The sequence below is a fragment of the Pseudomonas sp. NFACC02 genome (genome assembly GCF_900110765.1).
Classification (GTDB): domain Bacteria; phylum Pseudomonadota; class Gammaproteobacteria; order Pseudomonadales; family Pseudomonadaceae; genus Aquipseudomonas.
Genome location: NZ_FOEO01000044.1, coordinates 22,915 through 44,058, shown reverse-complemented (window position 1 = coordinate 44,058; position 21,144 = coordinate 22,915). Strand labels below are relative to the sequence as shown.

Annotated in this window: 18 protein-coding genes and 1 pseudogene; 8 read left to right on the top strand and 11 right to left on the bottom strand. The window is 58.3% G+C overall.

Going from position 1 to position 21,144, the window contains the following annotated elements:
• Positions 1-261: 261 nt before the first annotated feature.
• The 4 genes from tadA to BMY73_RS23730 all read right to left on the bottom strand — a co-directional run bounded on the left by tadA (position 262) and on the right by BMY73_RS23730 (position 3,463).
• On the bottom strand, positions 262-744 hold the full coding sequence (gene tadA / locus BMY73_RS23745; protein ID WP_062383412.1) for a tRNA adenosine(34) deaminase TadA: 483 nt from the start codon (positions 742-744) through the stop codon (positions 262-264).
• Positions 744-2,114: a multicopper oxidase family protein gene (locus tag BMY73_RS23740; RefSeq protein WP_092410160.1), complete on the bottom strand. Its 1,371-nt coding sequence runs from the start codon at positions 2,112-2,114 to the stop codon at positions 744-746. The genes tadA and BMY73_RS23740 overlap by 1 nt, the downstream gene beginning before the upstream one ends.
• A 243-nt stretch (positions 2,115-2,357) precedes the next feature.
• Positions 2,358-3,140: an SDR family oxidoreductase gene (locus BMY73_RS23735; RefSeq protein ID WP_092410158.1), complete on the bottom strand. Its 783-nt coding sequence runs from the start codon at positions 3,138-3,140 to the stop codon at positions 2,358-2,360.
• Positions 3,137-3,463, bottom strand: a complete 327-nt coding sequence (locus BMY73_RS23730) for a nuclear transport factor 2 family protein (protein WP_062383421.1) — start codon at positions 3,461-3,463, stop codon at positions 3,137-3,139. The genes BMY73_RS23735 and BMY73_RS23730 overlap by 4 nt, the downstream gene beginning before the upstream one ends.
• A 102-nt stretch (positions 3,464-3,565) precedes the next feature.
• Between BMY73_RS23730 and BMY73_RS23725 the strand changes: the two genes are divergently transcribed.
• The 5 genes from BMY73_RS23725 to BMY73_RS23705 all read left to right on the top strand — a co-directional run bounded on the left by BMY73_RS23725 (position 3,566) and on the right by BMY73_RS23705 (position 7,220).
• Positions 3,566-4,495: a LysR family transcriptional regulator gene (locus BMY73_RS23725; RefSeq protein ID WP_092410156.1), complete on the top strand. Its 930-nt coding sequence runs from the start codon at positions 3,566-3,568 to the stop codon at positions 4,493-4,495.
• Between the two features lie 459 nt (positions 4,496-4,954).
• Positions 4,955-5,488, top strand: a complete 534-nt coding sequence (locus tag BMY73_RS23720; RefSeq protein ID WP_092410166.1) for a glyoxalase superfamily protein — start codon at positions 4,955-4,957, stop codon at positions 5,486-5,488.
• 161 nt (positions 5,489-5,649) lie between these two features.
• Positions 5,650-6,288: a glutathione S-transferase family protein gene (locus BMY73_RS23715; protein WP_092410154.1), complete on the top strand. Its 639-nt coding sequence runs from the start codon at positions 5,650-5,652 to the stop codon at positions 6,286-6,288.
• Complete coding sequence (locus BMY73_RS23710; protein ID WP_256571364.1) at positions 6,269-6,685, top strand: VOC family protein; 417 nt, start codon at positions 6,269-6,271, stop codon at positions 6,683-6,685. Before BMY73_RS23715 ends, BMY73_RS23710 begins: the two co-directional genes overlap by 20 nt.
• 208 nt (positions 6,686-6,893) lie before the next feature.
• Positions 6,894-7,220 carry a VOC family protein gene (locus tag BMY73_RS23705; RefSeq protein WP_218190170.1) on the top strand — a complete coding sequence of 109 codons (327 nt, stop codon included), beginning with the start codon at positions 6,894-6,896 and terminating at the stop codon, positions 7,218-7,220.
• A gap of 365 nt (positions 7,221-7,585) precedes the next feature.
• Here BMY73_RS23705 and BMY73_RS23700 read toward each other — a convergent pair whose 3' ends face one another.
• The 7 genes and pseudogenes from BMY73_RS23700 to BMY73_RS23665 form a co-directional block, all read right to left on the bottom strand.
• Positions 7,586-8,776: a Fic family protein gene (locus BMY73_RS23700; RefSeq protein ID WP_092410152.1), complete on the bottom strand. Its 1,191-nt coding sequence runs from the start codon at positions 8,774-8,776 to the stop codon at positions 7,586-7,588.
• A gap of 331 nt (positions 8,777-9,107) precedes the next feature.
• Positions 9,108-10,262, bottom strand: coding sequence for a Shedu immune nuclease family protein (locus BMY73_RS23695; protein WP_092410150.1), 1,155 nt, complete (start codon positions 10,260-10,262; stop codon positions 9,108-9,110).
• A 985-nt stretch (positions 10,263-11,247) separates the two neighbouring features.
• Positions 11,248-11,478, bottom strand: a pseudogene (locus BMY73_RS28445) (Arm DNA-binding domain-containing protein); the annotation flags it as partial.
• Positions 11,479-11,841: 363 nt separating this feature from the next.
• Complete coding sequence (gene guaA / locus BMY73_RS23680; protein WP_062383438.1) at positions 11,842-13,419, bottom strand: glutamine-hydrolyzing GMP synthase; 1,578 nt, start codon at positions 13,417-13,419, stop codon at positions 11,842-11,844.
• A gap of 101 nt (positions 13,420-13,520) precedes the next feature.
• Positions 13,521-14,990 carry an IMP dehydrogenase gene (guaB, locus tag BMY73_RS23675; protein WP_062383440.1) on the bottom strand — a complete coding sequence of 490 codons (1,470 nt, stop codon included), beginning with the start codon at positions 14,988-14,990 and terminating at the stop codon, positions 13,521-13,523.
• A gap of 126 nt (positions 14,991-15,116) precedes the next feature.
• Positions 15,117-15,665 carry a sugar ABC transporter ATPase gene (locus BMY73_RS23670; RefSeq protein ID WP_092410148.1) on the bottom strand — a complete coding sequence of 183 codons (549 nt, stop codon included), beginning with the start codon at positions 15,663-15,665 and terminating at the stop codon, positions 15,117-15,119.
• A 72-nt stretch (positions 15,666-15,737) separates the two neighbouring features.
• Entirely contained in the window at positions 15,738-16,523 is a 786-nt protein-coding gene (locus BMY73_RS23665; RefSeq protein WP_092410146.1) for a sulfite exporter TauE/SafE family protein, read from the bottom strand.
• Positions 16,524-16,717: 194 nt separating this feature from the next.
• On the opposite strand from BMY73_RS23665, the gene xseA reads away from it, so the two are divergent.
• The 3 genes from xseA (at position 16,718) to leuA (ending at position 21,063) form a co-directional block, all read left to right on the top strand.
• Positions 16,718-18,097 (top strand): exodeoxyribonuclease VII large subunit, encoded by a 1,380-nt coding sequence (gene xseA / locus BMY73_RS23660; protein WP_175500240.1) that lies wholly within the window; start codon positions 16,718-16,720, stop codon positions 18,095-18,097.
• A 3-nt stretch (positions 18,098-18,100) separates the two neighbouring features.
• A complete protein-coding gene (locus tag BMY73_RS23655; protein ID WP_092410144.1) occupies positions 18,101-18,943 on the top strand; it encodes a peptidoglycan DD-metalloendopeptidase family protein in 843 nt (280 codons plus the stop codon).
• A gap of 434 nt (positions 18,944-19,377) precedes the next feature.
• The gene (leuA, locus tag BMY73_RS23645; RefSeq protein ID WP_092410140.1) at positions 19,378-21,063 is read left to right on the top strand and encodes a 2-isopropylmalate synthase; all 1,686 of its coding nucleotides are present in this window, start codon (positions 19,378-19,380) and stop codon (positions 21,061-21,063) included.
• The last annotated feature ends 81 nt before the right edge of the window (positions 21,064-21,144 follow it).

Sequence of the window (21,144 nt, the reverse complement as noted above, 5' to 3'; positions counted from 1 at the left end):
CGCTCCTACGCCCTGCGGGCAGAAGCAGTGTCTCGATAAACCCAAGATCGTGATCTGGCGGCATGCCGCCTGCTGCTGATTCACGCCGAACCTGTAGCCGGCTTGCTGGCGAATGCGGTGGATCAGCACCCTCAACAGTAGCTGACCCTCCGCCTTCGTCCGAATTGCGGCCCATACCCTCGTAACCTCGGACGTCTCCCGCAGAAACCGCGTCGCTCCGAGGACGTGAGGACGACGCTGATACGGTGGGCAAGCACTTCGTTATCCCTTTGCCCGCCTCATCCTGAAAAACTCACTCAACATCGTTCCGCACTCCTCGCCCAGCACGCCGCCTTCGAACAGCACCCGATGGTTCAGAAACGGCTGAGTAAAGAACTGCCCTTGACTCTGCACCACGCCCGCCTTGGGTTCGGTGGCACCGAACACCACACGTGTAATGCGCGAATGCACGATCAGGCCCGCGCACATGCTGCAGGGTTCGAGCGTGACATAGAGCGTACTGCCCGGCAGGCGGTAGTTGCTGACCGCCTGAGCCGCCGCACGAATAGCGACCATTTCCGCATGCGCACTGGGGTCGCTGCCACTGATCGGGCAGTTGAAACCTCGGCCAATGATCACGCCGTCCTGAACCACCACCGCGCCCACCGGAACCTCGCCCAGCAGCGCGCCTTCGGCGGCCAACGCCAATGCCTCTCGCATGAAATGCTGATCGCGGCTGCGATCAATGATGTGTGGCTGCCGCATTACGAAACCTCAATAGCTGCCATAAGACCGGTTTCCATGTGATCGATCACATGGCAGTGGAACATCCACACGCCGGGATTATCCGCTACCAGCGCAATGCGCGCCCGCTCGTTTCGCCCTAACAGATAGGTGTCGGTGAAATACGGGATCACGTCCTTGCGGTTGGACGCGATCACTTTAAAGCTCATCCCGTGCAAATGAATCGGGTGCTGATACTGGGTCATGTTCTTCAGCTCGAAGATGTAGCTCTTGCCCTTTTCCAGCTTCGCGATTGGCCGATCGGCGCACGTCTTGTCAGTGATGTCCCAGGCTTTGCCGTTGATCTGCCACAGGCTTGGCGGCTTGCCCTCGGCAGTGACCGACATTGAGCCGACCCATTCGAAATTGAAGTTAAGCTTCTCGGCGTTGGCCAGGTCCGGCTCGGCGACCGGATTGGCGGGCAGCTCGGGCGGCCAGTCGCCCGGAGTGTCATGACTGGCCACCGAGCGGAAGGTCCCCAACCGCACCGGACCGTTGCGCAACGACAACTCCTCACCGGCCGCAGGCGCCCTGATCGCCAGACACATGCGCATCCCCGGCCCGAGCCAGTAATCCTTGCCCAACGGCCGTGGCTTGACCGGGTTGCCGTCCAGCGCATAAATCATCGCCTCGGCACCCGGCAGGTTCAGGCGATAGGTCACCGTGTTATCAAGATTGAGAATGCGCACACGGGTGACCTGCCCGGCAGGCAGCTCGATCACGCCCTGCGGCACACCATTGATCGTCGACAACCGCCCCGCCGTGCCTTCACGGGCGGCTTCGCGCGTGACACTGAAATCGGTAAACGCGCCCTGCTCGTCCACGTGCCAGCTCTTGAGGCTGACCACGCGTTCGTGAGCAAAACCGGTCGGCTCGCGCTCCTCAACGATCAACGGCCCGACCAGCCCTCGCCCCAGCTCTTCACTGCTGCTGACGTGCGGGTGATACCAATAGCTGCCCGCGTCAGGCACGCGGAATTTGTAGTCGAAGTACTCGCCCGGCTTGACCGGCAGCTGGGACACATAAGGCACGCCGTCCATTTCCAGCGGCAACCGAATACCGTGCCAGTGAATGGTCGTTTCTACAGGCAACTGATTGATGAAGCGCACCCGCAGCCAGTCACCTTGCCGAACCCGCAACTCCGTCCCCGGAGCCGAAGCGCCAAACGCCCAGGCCGGTGTCTTGAAACCGGGGACCAACTCGACGTCCAGCGGTGCGGCGATCAACTCGTAGTCATGCCCTTCCCCCGGCCCCGTGCGTCCAAGCCAGTAACGCGAAGCTCCGCCCGCGCCGAGCCCGACCACAGCAAGACCGGCCAGACCTCCGAGAATTTGTCGACGGGTGAAAGACATCAGCCACGGCACCTGTATAAACCGAGTAACAAAACAAAGCGCTAAATGAGAGCCTTTGCGAAGGGCGGATAAGATACACCCGCATTTGCAGAAACTTAAGCGACGGTGTGACACGGTACATATTTCGTAGCAATCGAGCGCGGAGGGACACAGAACGCCCTGCCTCCTCGCGCCCGCTGTTTGCGTGTCGCAGAAACCATCATGTGGCTGAAGGCTCTCAAGCGCCTGAAAGGCGGATGCAGGCTACAGGGTAGGAACAGTGCCGCCGTCGATCCGGTACTCGGAGCCTGCAATCGAAGCGGACCGCGGGGATGCCAGGAATGCGATCAAATCCGCCACTTCTTGTGGTTTGGCCGGTCGGCCCACTGGAATGCCTCCCAACCAATCCATGATGAGTTTCTTGCCACCCTCGTAATCGGTTCCGGCTTCCGCGGCCATCCGCTGCGCAAACGCGACGGAAGCCTCGGTCTCGATCCAGCCCGGCGCAACGCTCAGCACGCGAACGCCCTTCGGCACCACCTCTCTGGCCAGAGACTTGCTGTAGGTCGTAAGAGCCCCCTTGGCTGCGGCGTAGGCCGTGGTGGACTCGGGCAACGGCAGCACGCGCTGGATGGAGCTGACGTGGATGATGACGCCGGAGCCCTGAGCCAACATCGCCGGCAACAACGCACGATCCAGGCGTACGGCAGGCATCAAGTTCAGGTTCAGCTCGGCGAGCCAGTGCTCATCGCTGATCGCGGCGAAACCGCCACCGGGCGTTTTCGAACCGCCAAGCACGTTGATCAGAATATCGACACCGCCCCAGTCCCGCAGGACGGTCTGAGCAAGGTGAGTCGCACCTTCCGCCGTCGACAGATCGGCAGCCACGTAGTTGACACCAGGCACCGGCTCCGTGGGCACGCTGCGTGCGGATGTCGTCACCCGAGCGCCAGCCTCCGCAAGGGTTTTCACGACTGCTGCGCCAAGCCCCAGTGTGCCGCCGGTGACCAACGCCCGCAGGCCATTCAGATGAAGGTCGAAGCTCATGCCGTGATCTCCAGCGATGCGATCAGGCCGCGTTCAAGGCGAAAGCGGTAGGACAGAACGACCGGACTGCCAGGGAAGTTGCCGGTGACATCGGCACGGACGCACTGGAAGTCGCCCTCCCGGTCGAGGGCGAACGGCACACTCGTCGCGCTGTACCTGGCCGATGCCTCTGCCATAAAAGCCTTGATGGCATTGATGCCCGTGTAGGTATGACCGTCGTCCTTCATGACGGCTTGCGTGGTGAAACAACGCGCCAAGGCGTCCGGGTTGTGTTCGGCCGCGAAATACGCGGCAATTGGCTCAGGGAGGTTCAAGTCGCTCATCTTTCAGGCTCCGTGGATTCAACGAAGGCCTCAGAATGCGCGTCGACGTCTAGTGAGTGAATACCCTAGAATCTTGATGGGTTATTTAGGAAACGATACAGAATGCGTGGATCTGACTTCGCTGAGCTCAAAGCCTTCGTAGCCGTGGTGGAGCGCCAGAGCTTTTCGCGAGCTGCCGAGCATCTGGGTCTGTCGCCTTCGGCGCTCAGCCAGACGATCCGACAGCTCGAACGCCGCATCGGCGCTCGCCTCTTGAATCGCACGACTCGAAGCGTCGCCCCGTCGGCAAGTGGCGAACTGCTCTACAGGCGCATCGCGCCGTTGTTTCGAGAGATGGCTGCTGCAGTCGTTGAAGCCAGTGAAGCGACAGGACTGATGAGCGGCACGCTTCGCATCAACACGCTGGGGATCGCAGCGCGAACCATCATCGCGCCCCGACTTTCACGCTTCCACCAAGCACACCCTGACGTGGTGCTCGACATCGTGGTGGACGACGCGTTGGCGGATATTGTCGTTGGCCGCTTTGATGCAGGCATCCGTGTGGGCGGACAGCTCGAAAAAGACATGGTTGCCGTCCGCCTCACGCCGGACATGAACATGGTTGCCGTGGCGTCCCCAGACTATCTCGCACGTCGAGGAACACCCAAGTCACCTGCCGAGTTGCATGATCATGCTTGCATCAATTGGCGGCTCCAGATGGACGGCAGGCAATATCGCTGGGAGTTCCAGAAACGAGGGCAGCGGTATGAGGTGGCGGTGGACGGTCCCGTCGTCACCAATCATGCCGACATCGGGATCGCTGCTGCGCTGAACGGGCTCGGCATTGCCTATCACTTTGAGCAAGATGGCGTGGGCGAGCTCCTGGCCCAGGGACGACTGGTCCAGGTCCTGCCGGACTGGTCGATTTCACGTCCGGGGCTGTTTCTCTACTACCCAAGCAGGCAACATCGACCCGCCCTCCTCGGTGCATTCATTGACTGTTTGCTGGATCGAAAACCCTATGACGGCCCTGGCGACCGGATCATCGAATAGGTCGCCAATGATTCCATGCATCAGTGCCACACCAGCGCGCAACCCAGCAACAGTCGTCACTGACAGAAAATGCGGCTGTGGTGGTAGTGGGTCGATATGCTCAATCACGCTGGCCTCTTGAGGATGCAACCGTGTTGAGCAGCCTTACCCAGATGCCTGTTCGGAAGGTAATAAAGGCAAAAGGCCCGCAACTCTTGGGGAAACATAACAAAACCAGCCGCTTACCGCCCCGTCTGCGGCCAAGCGAAGGGAAACGTAGTGCCGCTAGAAAACGTTTTTGTGCCGTTGACAAAAGCAATCCGTTTCTGGCTAATAAAGCGCTGGCTAATGCCGCCCGCCGCTCGCGCCCAAAAGGGCATGGTGAAGGCATCGATTTTTTTGATCTCACCGGATAGTCCGCCCGGCGATAGATCGGCAACGCGAGCACCCGATACACTGTCGCTGGCGCGAGAACTTATCATGCCCACGATCGAACAAGCCAAGGTAATGGCGAAGCGTCTACGTTCTGCTTTGGCGGAGCGCGACATCGAAATACCACAGGCCGTCAGTCTCGAACTCATTGCTGCCGAACTCGGACATCGCGATTGGAATACTGCCGCCGCGAAATTGTCGTCTTCATGCGGAAGCGGCATAGCTTTCCGGCAGACAATCCCGATCTTCCGGATTTTCGATGTTTTGAAAGCGCGGGAGTTCTACTGCGACTTCCTCGGTTTCTCAGTAACGATGGAGCATCGTTTTGAACCGGACATGCCACTTTACATGGCGGTTGAGCGAGCCGGGCTCGAACTTCATCTGTCCGAGCACCATGGCGATGCAACCCCGGGCTCAACGGCGTTCGTATGGATGGAGGACATCAGAGCCTTCCATGGCGAACTCACCGCCAAGCAGTACGGTTATGGCCGCCCCGGGGTCGTTCGCCAGCCTTGGGGTCAACAGATGGAAGTACATGATCCATTCGGGAACCGCATTCGCTTCTGCCAGAAGCATCGATAAGGACAGGATCGGCGGCCGCTCAGGCAGACTGGACGGCCGCTCCGTCGGCGTATCCCGGCGTTTCCACAACGAGTGACGTGTCAGCCACGCTCCGCTGGATACCAGGCGATGGCCCAAGCGAATTAGTCGAAACCAAGAGAACGTCCAGGCGAGAGGCCAAGATGAACGACGACAAGATCACCCTGTTCCATGCTCCCCAATCACGCTCCGCTGGCGTCCGAATCCTCCTGGAGGAACTCGGCGCGCCCCACGAATTGCATGTGATCAACATGAAGGCTGGTGAGCAGCGCAGCGCGCCTTATCTGGCGATCAATCCACTCGGCAAGCTGCCGGCCATCCGACATCGCGGCATGCTCGTCACCGAACAGGTCGCCATTTACATCTACTTGGCCGACCTTTTCCCAGAGGCAGGTATGGCTCCGAGGCTCGATAACCCGCTACGAGGCCCCTATCTCCGCTGGCTCGCCCTCTACGGCGCCTGCTATGAGCCGGCGTTGGTCGATCGGGCGTTGAAACGCGAACCTGGACCGGCGGCGATATCGCCCTATGGCAGCTTCGACGTTGTGCTTGACACGGTGCTCGGCGAGTTGGGAGATAAGCCCTATCTGCTCGGAGAGACGATCTCGGCCGCAGATATCCTTTGGGGCACTTCCCTGCGCTGGAGCAGCGCATTCGGCCTCCTTCCCGAGCGACTGGTCATTTCCGACTATATCGCTCGCATCTCAGGCAGGCCGGCCGTTCTCAAAGTCACACAGGAAGATGCGGCGTTAGCTGAAGAGCATGCGAAGTTGGCTCAATGAAGAAAACGAAGCCGGTTTTTTTAAAACTGATTCAGAAGGAATTGCCGTGGTCGTAAAACGCATCGTCATGAACATCAGTTCAAAAAAGCTGGAGGACGCGAAGCGCTTTTATGGCGACATCCTCGGAATGGAACTTGTGATGGATCATGGGTGGATCGTCACTTATGCATCTGACACCCAGATGGCACCACAGATCAGTATTGCCACCGAAGGGGGGTCGGGAACGCCGGTTCCCGACCTCTCCATTGAGGTCGATAATTTTGACGAGATCTACCGGCGTGCGTCGCAATCCGGATATCCCATCGAGTATGGGCCGACGGTCGAGCCTTGGGGTGTTCGTCGCTTTTTCGCGCGCGATCCCTTCGGACGCCTGGTCAATATTCTTAGCCATGAATGAGCGTTATTGCGATCGGATACGGCGAATATAAGGCGAGTTGGGCGGCCTTGGCTGTCGATGCCGGTATTTTGAGCCGTCCCTCAGGATCCGGGACTTCATCGCATTCACCGGCATTACGCCCGCCACGTACCCCAGCGAGCGCGTAAAACTCATCCAATCGCTGCTCTGCAGAATCGGCCACACTGCCCCCTCAACAGGAGCGCGTTAAATGCATATTCCGCCAGGATTCTCTGTCGTAACGCCGTATATTTTTGCATCAGAAGCAGACGCCTACGTGCAGTTTTTGAAGTCTGCCTTCGGGGCGCATGAGATCGGCAGAAGCACGATGCCCAATGGGCGTATCGCCAACTGCCAACTCAGGTTCGATACAGCAACCATTATGATTAGCGAATCGACGGAACAGTTTCCTTCAAGTCAGTCCGCGCTCTACCTGTACGTCGCCAATGCCGACGAGGCCGTCGAGAAAGCGCTGGCGGCAGGCAAGGTGGCGTATGCGATCCTTCCGGCAATATTTGGTGGCTGTCCCAACGATTAACCGCTGCCCCGTATTTTTGAATGGCGGGCTACGGCATCAAGTCGTCAAGGTCTAGTTGTCTGTATCGCTGCATCTCTCAAGATCCTTGAGAAACCAGCGCGTCGATCGTTGCCTGGATTAAAAAAGTCGAAAGCCCGCAACCATGCGGGCTTTCAACCTATTCAATACACGCTAGCAATAGCTGCTAATTAGGGATCATTCCACTCCAACATAAACAACAATAAAAACTCATTAATAATCATTATGTTACCTAAAGCGTACAAGCCGATACCACGAAAAATGCCATTAACCGGAAACTGTTTCCGCACGCACGGCATTACTCATGCGGTGGGGTCATTAGCTTCTTTGGCTGATTCCCGACACCACTACCAAAGGTAGGGGAACAGGAACTCGATCGAATGCCGCGAGAGGTTCAGGGATACGGGCTTGCGGCCGTCGAGGGTGATTAAGCCCTCTTTTGCCATCTGGCTCAACAGGCCCCGAGTGGTGCGTTCACCAACGCCAAGGCTGGCCTGCAGTTCGGCACGTGGCTGGTCTCCCATGTAGAGCAAGGTTTTGTAAACGTTCTTGGCCTCGATCCGGAGCTCTGGCAGGGCATTGCCCTTTCCGTCTGAGAGCGCGCCACGACTGCGCATCTCAAAGTACACATTGATCCGCTCGCCCAGTTTCTCTGGATCAAGCTGCGTGCTGAAGTACTGAACTTGATCCAGCGCGGTCTCGGCGAAGTACCTAGTCCAGCGCATCAGACCGCTATCCGACAAAATGCCGCGACCGTCCTGGTCACCTTTACGGGGGTGGTCGGCTGCATTGAGCATGTCGTAATACACGGCGGTGTTTCGGGCAAAACCACGGCTCATCGACCAAAGCCCATAGCCTCCAAAACCGGCGGCCTTTAGGTACTGGTCAGTGAACAAACGCCCTATGCGGCCGTTTCCATCCATGAAGGGGTGGATCCACATCAGCCGGTGGTGTGCTGCAGCGGCCGCGAGGAAACGCGAAAGCCCGTGAATCCAGTCCAGTCGGTAAACACGCTCGAATTGGCCTAGGTAGACATTCATCTGCTCAGCGGTCGGCGCGATGTGTTGGCCAACCCTGACGCCATACTCGCGAAATACGCCAGGGACCATTCGGACGACGTCACCTTGTTCATTCATTTGTATATCCAGCATCTCCTCTGGCACACCGCCATAGAACTCGCGATGCAGGCGCGAGATGGTATCCCGAGTACAGACCTCAATCGAGTTGATCGGGTCGTCGGTAAGGCGGCGCTGCGCTTCGATATGGCGCTTGATCTCCAAGAAGTCCTCGCTGGCTTTGACCTCCTGGGCCCCATCTGCAACCTGTTCGCTGCGCAGAATATCAGCCGATAGCGTGGAGTTACCCTCAATCTTGTTGCTGTAGTACGAGTTCACCACACGCAATAAGTTGGTCATCGGCACGCGCAGCGGGCGCGGGATCTTGCCGTGGAGTTCCGCATCGAGGCGCATGATCTTGACGATCTGGTCTTGCAGTTCCTCAGGGGCCCTGTCTTGGGGAATATACGGTGTAAATGACATTGCCGACTATCTACCTAAAATTATTCCTTATAAATCAAGGAGGGAATCAATTTCCGGCCCTAAATTTTGCCGGTTCACTTGCCGCCACTATAGCATTTGCTTTTCAAACGGCCATTGTCGTCGAATGGCCGATAAGGTGTTCAGTACATCAGGCATTCGTTGAGGTCGAACCTTGCCTAAGCGTTGTCGGGTCGACACTACTCGATCAAGTCAAAGCCAGTCGGAGGATGGGTCACGCGATCCTTCCGCGCTGAGCGAGGCACCCAGCCCCCCGGCTGTGACCTAGGCCTAACCCTTTTGGATTCAAGGTGAACTTCTCAAAGAGCGTCGATCATCTTTCATACTGCGTTACGATAAATCGGGCGCGTTCATAAAGTTCGTCGAAAGTTATGATTTCTGGATTCGTGGTGTTCTTTCGATATAACTCAAACGATCTGTATTTCTCTTGATTTACACCATGCCCGCTAACGAACTCCTGCAGGCTACCGACAACAAGGAAGGATTTAGGCATGTAGTTAAATGCTTCTTCGCCTGTCGGGTTTCCGCTTTCATCAGTTATCGCCAGCTTGGCCTGAATCGAGTCTACAGCGGAAGAAACGGTTACTTGAGTTTGGCATACACCGCCTGCTAGCTCGTTGGAAGGAGCCCAGCATCCGGCTCGATATTGTTTATTCTGGAGAAGAGGCGTTTTATGAGTCTTGATTTCAGCAAAACACAGACTCGAAATGAAACCTTTTGTTTTAAGAAGCCCATCCGCCCGCTTTCCATGGTTAGATACGGAATGTCCTTGCACAACTTGCTCTAGCTTCTTACCATCTAACGACGACGCATAAATATAGCTTAATCCATAGCCAAAGATCCAAGGATTTTTCTCTAAAAACCGCTGCCACAGCATCTCGTCTTTACAGCTGAGACTAGCTTTAATCTTTTCAAAGTACACTTCATCGTTTAGCAACCTATCGAAAACCTCGAGCTGACGTTTGCGGTAGCCAACTGCGATGACGTCCTCTTTGGTAACAGCTGACTTTATTACCTCGGCAAAAAGTTCCTGATTATCCTGCAACATGGCTCTTGCTTGGTTGCTGGACAAAACAAGTCTGTGAAGATCCTCATCCTTTATCTTCTTAGGCCCGCGCCCTTCAAGAGGCATCGATTGGACGTGATGAAGAAACTCCACGAGTTTTCCGATTTCCTCCCCTACAAATGAGAAACTGGCATTGTGGGGTTTGTCTGTCGCGACTGTGTAACCTTGGATATTCAGCACGAATATCTTTCGATCATCTTCAAAGAACTTAGCCGTTATGCAGCTTTTCGCGCCGTCTTTGTGCCGAAGTACAAGCTCGCTGTTTATTTTGGCGAAAGCATAGGTCTCGGGATGCTCAATTAACTTGGTCGCGATCCTGACCTTCCTCTCTTTGTCGCCGAAAGAATCTAGTTGCGGACTGATATATGTCTTTCCTGACTCGGGATTTTGATAGCTGTCCATGCGTCGTCCTTATGCAAGAAAATTCGGATTCTGGAGCACCGTATGAAAGCGGCGCTTTTATATATCTCGGCGCTTAGCGTATGGATCGATTCATAAGCCGAGGCACATCCAACAGACACTACTGATGTCGCCATCCCAGTGCAACTCCGAATGCATATAAAATGTCGGTTGGTCGACGGTAAAACAAGGCAGACAGGAATGGCCAAGAATGGTCTGAGCTATCCCAAATCGCCTCTTGCCGCCAGCATCTTGGCCGCAAGGTAGCGCCCGCAGCGATACGAATCTCCCTGCTTGATACTGGCCTACCAGTATGGATGGACAACTTATGGTCCGCCTGAGCGAATCAAAGGCTCGGTAACCTATGACCCTCCGTCCAGCTCACCATGCGTGAACCCCGGCTAAACGGATTAGCATTTGTGTCTGCTGACCAGCTTCGAAGCTCGGCGTAGGCCTGGGCACTCATCAGTGCCTGAGAGGCCTCCGCAGGGGTGCAAACGGACTGCGATCCACCCCTCCAAGGCGGCACGGCATCGTGATGGGCCAGTTACATTGCGTCGCCGACAACCTTTGGTGATGTCTGCGCGTAGATATACCTCGGGGTTAATGGCTCCGCTGGGATAAAGCACATCTGCGCTCTACAGCAAGGCCAGTTCCGGGCGCGAATACCGGTGGAGTGCTTCAGCCACAAAAGCATCACTTCGCCCTCTTACAGACGGCATCACAAATGCCACTCGGATCAGATGTCTGAATCGTCCTAAGCGAAGGGATGTTGCGAACCGAATCGATGTAGCCATAGGGCTATCTGTCAGGATTGGTGACGAATCACGAACGATCCTGAGAAAATCAGCAGCGAGAATCCTAAAGATCTAATAGTCTCGTGTGCCTTGGCGTTCACGGCCAAACCCTTGACTCTCCGCATAGCACGAGGTGAAGAATATTTTCTGAAAGCTATCGAGATGGGTCTTCTATAACGGCATTATGACTACTTCAGCCAGTTCTCAGCCCACGCATCAGACGTCTCTGCAACTTTGGTACGTGCCTTGGCACGGGCTTTCTCTTTGGCAGGTGACTTACCAGCTTCCGCAAGTGTGATGCCACCCACGCCATAACGACCGAACGTGATGGTCTCCTAACGGCCATTGATTGAGTAGTTGTAACGAAATGAGATGGAACCGGCAGCAGTGACGACCACGTACAGCACGTCGCGGTCGTTCACCTAGTAGAGTTTTTCTTTCGGCTTGAGGTTACGCAGCTTGGGATCGGTCAGCATGGCAGTCGGGGATTCCATGGAAAAAATACCATGCTCAGAAAAGCACTCATGCACCACGATAAAACCCAATGAAACCGGGCTGATGATGAGATTTGATACCTTGCCCTACCCTACCAGGACGACATGGTATCGAGCGCCGAACATGGCATTTGTCTCAGTCAATCCCCTGTACAACGCCACATGAACACGGCGCTTATCGATGCACAAAGCTGCCCGATTTTTGCCAGCCCCAAAAAGCCAAAAGCCCGCAATTACGCGGGCTTCAGGGCATTTTTTGCTAGATCATGCCGGGCAGTGCCGGACGCGGGATCATTCCCACTCAATCGTAGCCGGCGGCTTGCTCGACACGTCATAAGTGACGCGGGAGATGCCTTCGATTTCGTTGATGATGCGGCCGCTGACGGTTTCCAGCAGTTCGTAGGGCAGGTGCGCCCAGCGTGCGGTCATGAAGTCGATGGTTTCCACGGCGCGCAGGGCGACGACCCAGGCGTAACGACGGCCGTCACCGACCACGCCGACTGATTTGACCGGCTGGAAGACGACGAAGGCCTGGCTGACTTTGTGGTACCAGTCGGCTTTGCGCAGCTCTTCGATGAAGATGTGGTCGGCGCGGCGCAGCAGGTCGGCGTATTCCTTCTTCACTTCGCCAAGGATGCGCACGCCCAGGCCTGGGCCCGGGAACGGGTGGCGGTAGACCATGTCGTACGGCAGGCCGAGTTCCAGGCCCAGACGGCGGACTTCGTCCTTGAACAGTTCGCGCAGCGGCTCGACCAGTTTCAGGTTCATTTCTTCTGGCAGGCCGCCCACGTTGTGGTGCGACTTGATCACGTGAGCCTTGCCGCTCTTGGCGCCAGCGGACTCGATCACGTCAGGGTAGATGGTGCCCTGCGCCAGGTATTTGATGTTGTGCAGCTTGCTCGATTCGGCATCGAACACGTCGATGAAGGTACGGCCGATGATCTTGCGCTTCTTCTCTGGATCGCTTTCGCCTTCCAGGTTGTTGAGGAACTGCTCTTCGGCGTTGGCACGGATCACCTTGACGCCCATGTTCTCGGCGAACATGGCCATCACTTGCTCGCCTTCGTGCAAACGCAGCAAGCCGTTGTCGACGAAGACACAGGTCAGTTGATCGCCGATGGCCTTGTGCAGCAGCGCCGCCACGACAGACGAGTCAACACCGCCGGACAGACCCAGCAAGACGTTGTCGGTGCCGACTTGAGCGCGGACCTGAGCGATGGCGTCTTCAGCGATTTTCGACGGCGTCCACAGCGCTTCACAGCCGCAGATGTCGAGGATGAAGCGCGACAGGATGCGACCGCCCTGCTTGGTGTGGGTCACTTCCGGGTGGAACTGCACGCCGTAGTAACCACGGGTGTCGTCGGCCATGCCGGCAATCGGGCAGCTTGGGGTGCTGGCCAGAATGTGGAACTCGGACGGCAGCTTGGTGACCTTGTCGCCATGACTCATCCACACGTCCAGACCCAGCACGCCGTCGGCGTCGACATGGTCTTCGATGCCGTCGAGCAGACGGCTCTTGCCCACGACGTCGACACGGGCGTAACCGAATTCACGCATTTCGGACCCTTCGACCTTGCCGCCCAGTTGTTCGGCCATGGTCTGCATGCCGTAGCAAATGCCGAAAACCGGAACGCCGAGATCGAAGACCGCTTGCGGGCAACGCGGACTGTCAGCGACGTGCACGGACTCGGGGCCACCCGCGAGGATGACGCCTTTTGGAGCGAATTCGCGGATCGCTTCGTCGTCCATGTCGAACGGGTGCAGTTCGCAGTACACGCCGATCTCACGCACGCGGCGGGCGATCAACTGGGTGTACTGGGAACCGAAGTCGAGGATCAGGATACGGTGGGCGTGAATGTCGAGGGCCATGAGTCATTCTCGTCGAAAATCAGAAACAAGACGGGGCTGTAATGAACAGCCCCGCTACACATATTTCAGAAATACACCTGAAAAATCAGGCGTATCTCGGATCAACCTACGCGATAGTTCGGCGCTTCCTTAGTGATCTGCACGTCGTGGACGTGAGACTCGGCCATGCCGGCGCCGGTGATGCGTACGAATTCAGGCTTGGTGCGCATTTCCTGAATGTGGGCGCTGCCGGTGTACCCCATGGAAGAACGCAGGCCACCCATCAACTGGTGGATGATGGCGGACAGCGAGCCCTTGTAGGCCACACGGCCTTCGATGCCTTCCGGCACCAGTTTCTCGGCGCCTTCCGATGAGTCCTGGAAGTAGCGGTCCGAGGAGCCTTGCGCCTGAGACATCGCACCGAGCGAGCCCATGCCGCGGTATGCCTTGTACGAGCGGCCCTGGAACAGCTCGATTTCGCCCGGTGCTTCTTCGGTACCGGCGAACATCGAGCCCATCATCACGCAGTAGGCACCGGCCACGATGGCCTTGGACAGGTCACCGGAGAAACGGATGCCGCCGTCGGCGATCAGAGGAACGTCGGTGCCTTCAAGCGCCGAGGCGACGTTGGCGATGGCGCTGATTTGCGGAACACCTACGCCTGCCACGATACGGGTGGTGCAGATGGAGCCAGGACCGATACCGACCTTGACGCCGTCAGCGCCGGCTTCGACCAGTGCACGTGCAGCAGCGCCGGTGGCGATGTTACCGCCGATGACCTGGACGTCCGGGAAGTTCTGCTTGACCCAGCGAACGCGGTCGATCACGCCTTTGGAGTGGCCGTGGGCGGTGTCGACGACGATGACGTCAACGCCGGCGGCGACCAGGGCGCTGACGCGCTCGCCGGTGTCTTTACCGGTGCCGACCGCAGCGCCCACACGCAGACGACCTTGATCGTCCTTGCTGGCCAGCGGGTAGGCTTTGGATTTCTCGATGTCCTTGACGGTCATCATGCCCTTGAGCGCGAACTTGTCGTCGACGATCAGGACTTTTTCCAGACGGTGTTTGTGCAGCAGGTCGCGGACTTCGTATTTGTCGGCGCCTTCACGAACAGTGACCAGACGCTCTTTCGGCGTCATCACTTCCCGAACAGGGATGTCCAGACGATTTTCGAAGCGCACGTCTCGGGAAGTCACGATGCCGACCAGTTCGCCGTCGTGCAGAACCGGAACGCCGGAAATGTTGTGTTGACGCGTCAGTTCGAACAAATCACGAACGGAGGCATCCGCCTCGATGGTGATCGGGTCCTTGACCACACCCGCTTCGAACTTCTTGACCTTTCGCACTTCGGCAGCCTGCTGCTCGACGGTCATGTTCTTGTGGATGATGCCGATGCCGCCTTCCTGAGCCATGGCGATGGCCAGACGGGCTTCAGTGACGGTGTCCATAGCGGCGGAAACGAGAGGGATGTTCAGTTCGATGCCACGGGTCAATCGGGTTTTCAGACTGACTTCGTTGGGAAGCACCTCGGAATAACCGGGCACAAGGAGAATGTCGTCGAATGTAAGGGCTTCTTGGCTGATACGCAGCATCGCTGGGCTCCCGAGCGGGAAAATGGAAGCGCGCCATTATACCCAGACAGGTGCCTATGCTCAATGTAAACATCGGTCTATTTAATAATCAGAATGATCGACGCGCTCTATCACTGACTGATGCATTTATAGGCGGACTTTGACGAAAGACACCGGGCGATCCAGACGTTCGGCGAATTCTTCCAAAAAGCTCGTCTTGAAGCCTGCATCCAGCCAGTCGTTGAAGATGAAACCCAGGTTGGAAAAGCCGCACGGATCCAGAAACAGAAAGCCATTGATGTCGTCTTCGTGACGGCATTCAGGGCAGATGAAGTTGTCGGTGTGCCCCGGCATCCATTCTTCCAGACTGTCGAACAACGCTTCGCCGATCTCACGCCGGCACTCGGGGCAACCGGCCTCCTCCTTGAAACCCTGCTGTGGGGTATAGATGCAGCGCTTGAGCACGATTTCCAGGCCGTTCACCGCCTGCCCGTACGGCAATGCATCCGGGTTTTCGACAAAACGCCGCGCGCCGGGTGCGATGGCGTACGCCATGCGATTGAAACTGCGCCCGCAGGTGGTCAGCGATTCCTCCACCACGTCCAGCTTCACCAGCCAGCGCAGGATCGCCCGCGCCTTCGCTTCACGCGCAGGAAAGCTGGAGATTTGCGGGACGATGATGCTTTGGGTGTTCATGACGGGCCTGTCTGACGTTTGCTCGGGGGCGGCAGCTTAATGCCACCGCCATTGCCGTCAAGTAGGGTGTCCTCAACCGGCAAGATAACGACCGATGAGTGTAATGCCGCTGAGCAGCACCATCCAGGTGACCAAACGAACGAACATCTCCCGCGACAGGCGCATGACCAGATGACGACCGATCCACGAGCCGATGACCATTGCCGGCAGCAGACACACGGCCAGCAACAACAGGGAAATCTGTGCGTACACACCCGTGATGACGAACAGGCTCAGGCGCACGATGGTGCTGCAACTGATCAGCGCATTTTGCGTGGCGCGGGCCTGAGTCTTGTCGGTCAGACGGCCGTTGAGGTAAATCGCATATAAAAAGCCGCCGCTGCCGAACAGCGCGCCGAACAACCCGCCCACGGTGCCCATCGGAATCGACCAGGCCGCCGACAACTGGGTTGGACGCACCTTCACCGCCAGGCTGTAGACCGAATAGCCGATCAGAAACATGCCCATCAATAACAGCAGCAGGTCGGATTTGAGGTTCAGCAAGAACAGCACGCCCAGCGTGCAACCCACTGCCATGCACGGCACCATGCGCAGCAGCTCGGCGCGCGCCACAGATTGCCGCGACGGCAGCAAATGGCTGAACGCGGCGAGGAAATCCAGCATCACCAGCAGCGGGATGATTCGCGACAACGGCATGAAGTGAATCAGGATGGGGCCTGCCACCAGCGCGGTACCGAAACCGGCAATCGCGAACACCAGATAGGCGGCGATAACGCCGACTTCTATAACGAGCCAGTCGGTCGGGGTCAATCCCAACTGAGTGAAGGCATCCGACAACTCGGCGAGGGTGGTGAGCATTGTGTCTTCCATGGATCGTAGGTGGCAGGAAGAATACTGCAGGAGCGCGCTTGCCTGCGATTGCGTTTTGCCAGTCAATCAAGTGGCGTCTGACAGACCCGGTTCACGGCCGTCGTACCTCCGACCGCTCCTACAGGGTCCGCACTGGCCGCCGATGCACGACATCGCCTGCTAATGCCTTTATCATGCCCGCCATGATCAAAGACCCCTTCGCAAGACTCGGCCTTGACCGGGAAGTCCTCACTGTCAGCCAGCTCAACGGCCGCGCGCGCGTGTTGCTGGAGGACGTTTTCGCCAGCATCTGGGTCGAGGGGGAGATTTCCAACCTGTCGCGCCCGGCCTCCGGTCACGTGTACTTCACGCTCAAGGACACCGGCGCGCAAGTGCGTTGCGCCTTGTTCCGCAGCAACGCCGCGCGCGTGCGCCAGGCGCTGAAAGACGGTCTGGCGGTGAAGGTGCGGGGCAAGGTTTCGCTGTTTGAAGGTCGCGGTGACTACCAGTTGATCCTCGATACGGTCGAACCGGCAGGCGACGGTGCGCTGAGGCTGGCATTCGATGCACTGAAGGAAAAGCTCAGCGCCGAAGGGCTGTTCAGCGCCGAGCGCAAAGTCACCCTGCCCTTGCACCCTCAACGCATCGGCATCATCAGTTCGCCGACCGGCGCGGTGATTCGCGACATCATCAGCGTGTTCCGTCGCCGGGCGCCTCAGGTCGAGCTAACCCTGATCCCTACCGCCGTGCAGGGTCGCGAAGCCATCAACCAGATCGTTCGCGCGCTGAAACTGGCGGACTCCCGCGGTTTCGATGCGTTGATCCTTGCCCGCGGCGGCGGCTCGCTGGAAGACTTGTGGTGCTTTAACGAGGAGGCCGTCGCCCGCGCCATCGATGCGTGCGTGACCCCGATCGTCAGCGCGGTCGGTCACGAAACCGACGTGTCCATCAGTGATTTCGTCGCCGACGTTCGCGCGCCGACGCCCTCCGCTGCGGCCGAACTTCTGGCACCCGATTCCAGCGACCTGCACCGCCGCGTCGACAGCCTGCAACGGCGACTCATCAGTCGCATGCAAGACCGCCTGATGCGCGAGCGACTGCGGCTGGAGGGTGTCTCGCGGCGTTTGCGTCATCCCGGTGAACGCTTGCGCCAGCGCGCTCAGCGTCTGGACGATCTGGACATGCGCATGCGCCGAGCGTTCGAGCAACAGATGCACAAACGTCAGGTGCGAATGAGTCACCTGGAAAGCCGTCTGGCCGCGCAGCACCCAGGACGCACGCTGGCATTCCTGCGCCAGCGACTGGACGTTCTGGCCGAGCGCCTGCCGCGTGCGATCAAGGAAAACCTCAAGACCCGCCGCCTGCAGTTGCAAACGCAGGTGCAGACACTCAACGTGGTAAGCCCGTTGGCGACGCTGGGACGCGGCTACAGCATTCTGCTGGACGAACGCGGCAAGGCGATCCGGACCGCCGAACAGACCCACACCGGCCAGCGGCTGACCGCCAAACTCGCCGAAGGCGAACTGCACGTGCGCGTCGAAGACAACCACCTGACGCCCGTCACCCTTTCTCTTCTGGATTGACCGATGCTGCCCTTTATTTCCCGCTCTCTGGCTGGCGTCGCGCTGGCCCTTTGCATAACGCTGCCCGCTCACGCTGACAGCTACATTTCTCGCCTGCTGAACAAACCCGTGCCCGGTGGCGTGGCCGTGGTCGATCTGGGACCGGCTGCTCAGCCGCCGAAAGCGACCTGGCAGGGCAAGCCGGTGCTGGTGGTCAAGGATCAGGACGCCCACTGGCTGGCCATTGTCGGCATTCCACTGACGATCAAGCCAGGTACGTCCCAGCAGGTGAACAGCGGGGGACGCAATCTGCCGTTTATCGTGGCCAGCAAGAAATACCCCGAACAGCACATCACCCTGAAAAACCAGCGCCAGGTCAATCCGAACCCGGATGACCTGAAACGCATCGAGCAGGAGCTGGACGTACAGTTGCGCGCCTACCGCAGTTTCAGCCCGGGCACGCCAAGCAACCTGTTGCTGGACAAACCGGTTGACGGCCCGCTGTCGAGCAAGTTCGGGGTACGCCGTTTCTTCAATGGTGAAGAGCGCAACCCGCATGCAGGGCTGGATTTCGCCGTTCCGGCCGGGACACCGATCAAGTCACCGGCAGCCGGCAAGGTCATTCTGATCGGCAACTACTTCTTCAATGGCAACACGGTGTTCGTCGATCACGGGCAGGGCTTCATCAGCATGTTCTGCCACATGTCGAAGATCGACGTGAAAGTCGGCGACGCCGTACCCCGGGGCGGCGTGGTGGGACGCGTCGGTTCGACCGGTCGTGCAACCGGCCCGCACATGCACTGGAACGTCAGCCTGAACGATGCGCGCGTGGATCCGGCGATCTTCATTAACGCGTTCCAGCCGTAACGTAAGCCAAAAGGCCTGGGATCTGAACCCCGTAGCGCGCTTGCCCGCGATTGTCGTGTGGCCAGTCAGCCCGGTGCTGCCTGACAAACGCAATCGCGGGCAAGCGCGCTCCTACAGTTGATCGAGTTGCGCAGACAGAAACAGCTCAGCAATAAAATCTCTAAAATACGCAATAACCAGCCGATAAATCGCGCCGGTTCGGCACTAGCGAAAACTTCTCCCAATTTTTTTCAACTGCTTGCCACCTTTCACCCCATTGGTTACGGTTGAGCACATGAAAGCCTCTCAAACCCTTATCCTGCTGCGTCAACATCGCTGCCTCAGCCTCGTCAGTGCACGACTGCCAGGCTAAATCGCGGTGCCTCGACGCTACACCCCGCATTTATCGGCTGGCCGCCTTCTCTCGGCCCTGAGTACAAAAAAGGACTGATCACATGACCATGCTCAAAGACCCTTCGCAGAAGTACCGCGCATTTCCGGTCATCGACCTGCCTGACCGCACCTGGCCTTCCAAGGCCATTACCGAGGTGCCGATCTGGTGCAGCTCCGACCTGCGCGACGGTAACCAGTCGCTGATCGAGCCGATGGATTCGGTCAAGAAGCTGCGTTTCTGGAAGACGCTGGTAAAGGTCGGCGTGAAGGAAATCGAAGCCTCGTTCCCGGCTGCCTCCCAGACCGATTTTGACTTCGTACGCACGCTGATCGAAGACGGGCACATCCCGGACGACACCACCATTCAGGTGCTGACCCAAGGCCGTGAAGACCTGATCGCGCGCACCTTCGAATCCCTGCGCGGCGCCAAGAAGGCCATCGTTCACCTGTACAACGCCACGTCCCCATCCTTCCGTCGCATTGTCTTCAACCAGGACAAGGAAGGCATCAAGGCCATCGCCGTCGACGCCGCCAAGCTGTTCGTCAAATACGCCGCGCAGCAGCCGGAAACCCAATGGCAGTTCGAGTACTCGCCTGAAACGTTCAGCGCCACCGAGCTGGACTTCGCCAAGGAAGTCTGCGACGCCGTGATCGAAGTGTGGAACGCCACGCCGCAGAACAAGGTGATTCTCAACCTGCCGGCCACCGTGGAAGTTGCCACCCCGAACATCTACGCCGACCAGATCGAGTGGTTCTGCCGCAACATCAGCCGTCGCGACAGCGTGATCATCAGCCTGCACACCCACAACGACCGCGGCACCGGCGTGGCGGCGACCGAACTGGGCCTGATGGCGGGTGCGGATCGCGTCGAAGGCTGCCTGTTCGGCAACGGCGAGCGTACCGGTAACGTTGATCTGGTGACGGTCGCACTGAACATGTACACCCAGGGCCTGAACCCGCAACTGGACTTCTCCGACATCGATGGCGTGCGCAAGGTCGTCGAGGAGTGCAACCAGATTCCGGTTCATCCGCGTCACCCCTATGTCGGCGATCTGGTCCACACTGCGTTCTCCGGCTCGCACCAGGACGCCATCCGCAAGGGTTTTGCCCAGCAGAAGGAAGGCACGCTGTGGGAAGTCCCGTACCTGCCCATCGACCCTGCCGACATCGGCCGCAGCTACGAGGCAGTGATTCGGGTCAACAGCCAGTCCGGCAAAGGCGGTATCACCTACCTGCTGGAGCAGGAATACGGCATCTCGCTGCCACGTCGCATGCAGATCGAATTCAGCCAGGTGGTACAGGGCGAAACCGACCGTCTGGGCCTGGAAATGACTGCTCAGCAGATCTACTCGCTGTTCAAGCGCGAGTACCTGCAAGCCAACAAGCCCTACGCGCTGGTCAGCCATCGCCTGCGGGAAGAAAACGGCAACAGTGAGGTGGAAGTCGAAGTCACCGGCAAAAGCGACAGCGAGACCAACCTGCACTGGCGCGGCAAGGGTAACGGTGCGCTGGAAGCGCTGGTGGCGGGATTGCCCGTCAACGCAGAGATCATGGACTACAACGAACACGCCATCGGCGCCGGCACCACGGCCAAGGCCGCTGCCTACATCGAACTGCGGGTGAACGGCGAGCGTGCGGTACACGGCGTGGGCATCGATGAAAACATCACCACCGCCAGCTTCAAGGCCCTGTTCAGCGCGCTGAACCGTGCCCTGTCCCAGGCCGAAGCGGCCGCTGAGGCAGCCTGACCGAAGCTCGCTTCTCCCAAGCCCGTTCAGCAAAAAGGCCCTGAAGTGAACGCTTCAGGGCCTTTTCTTTTTATTCCATCG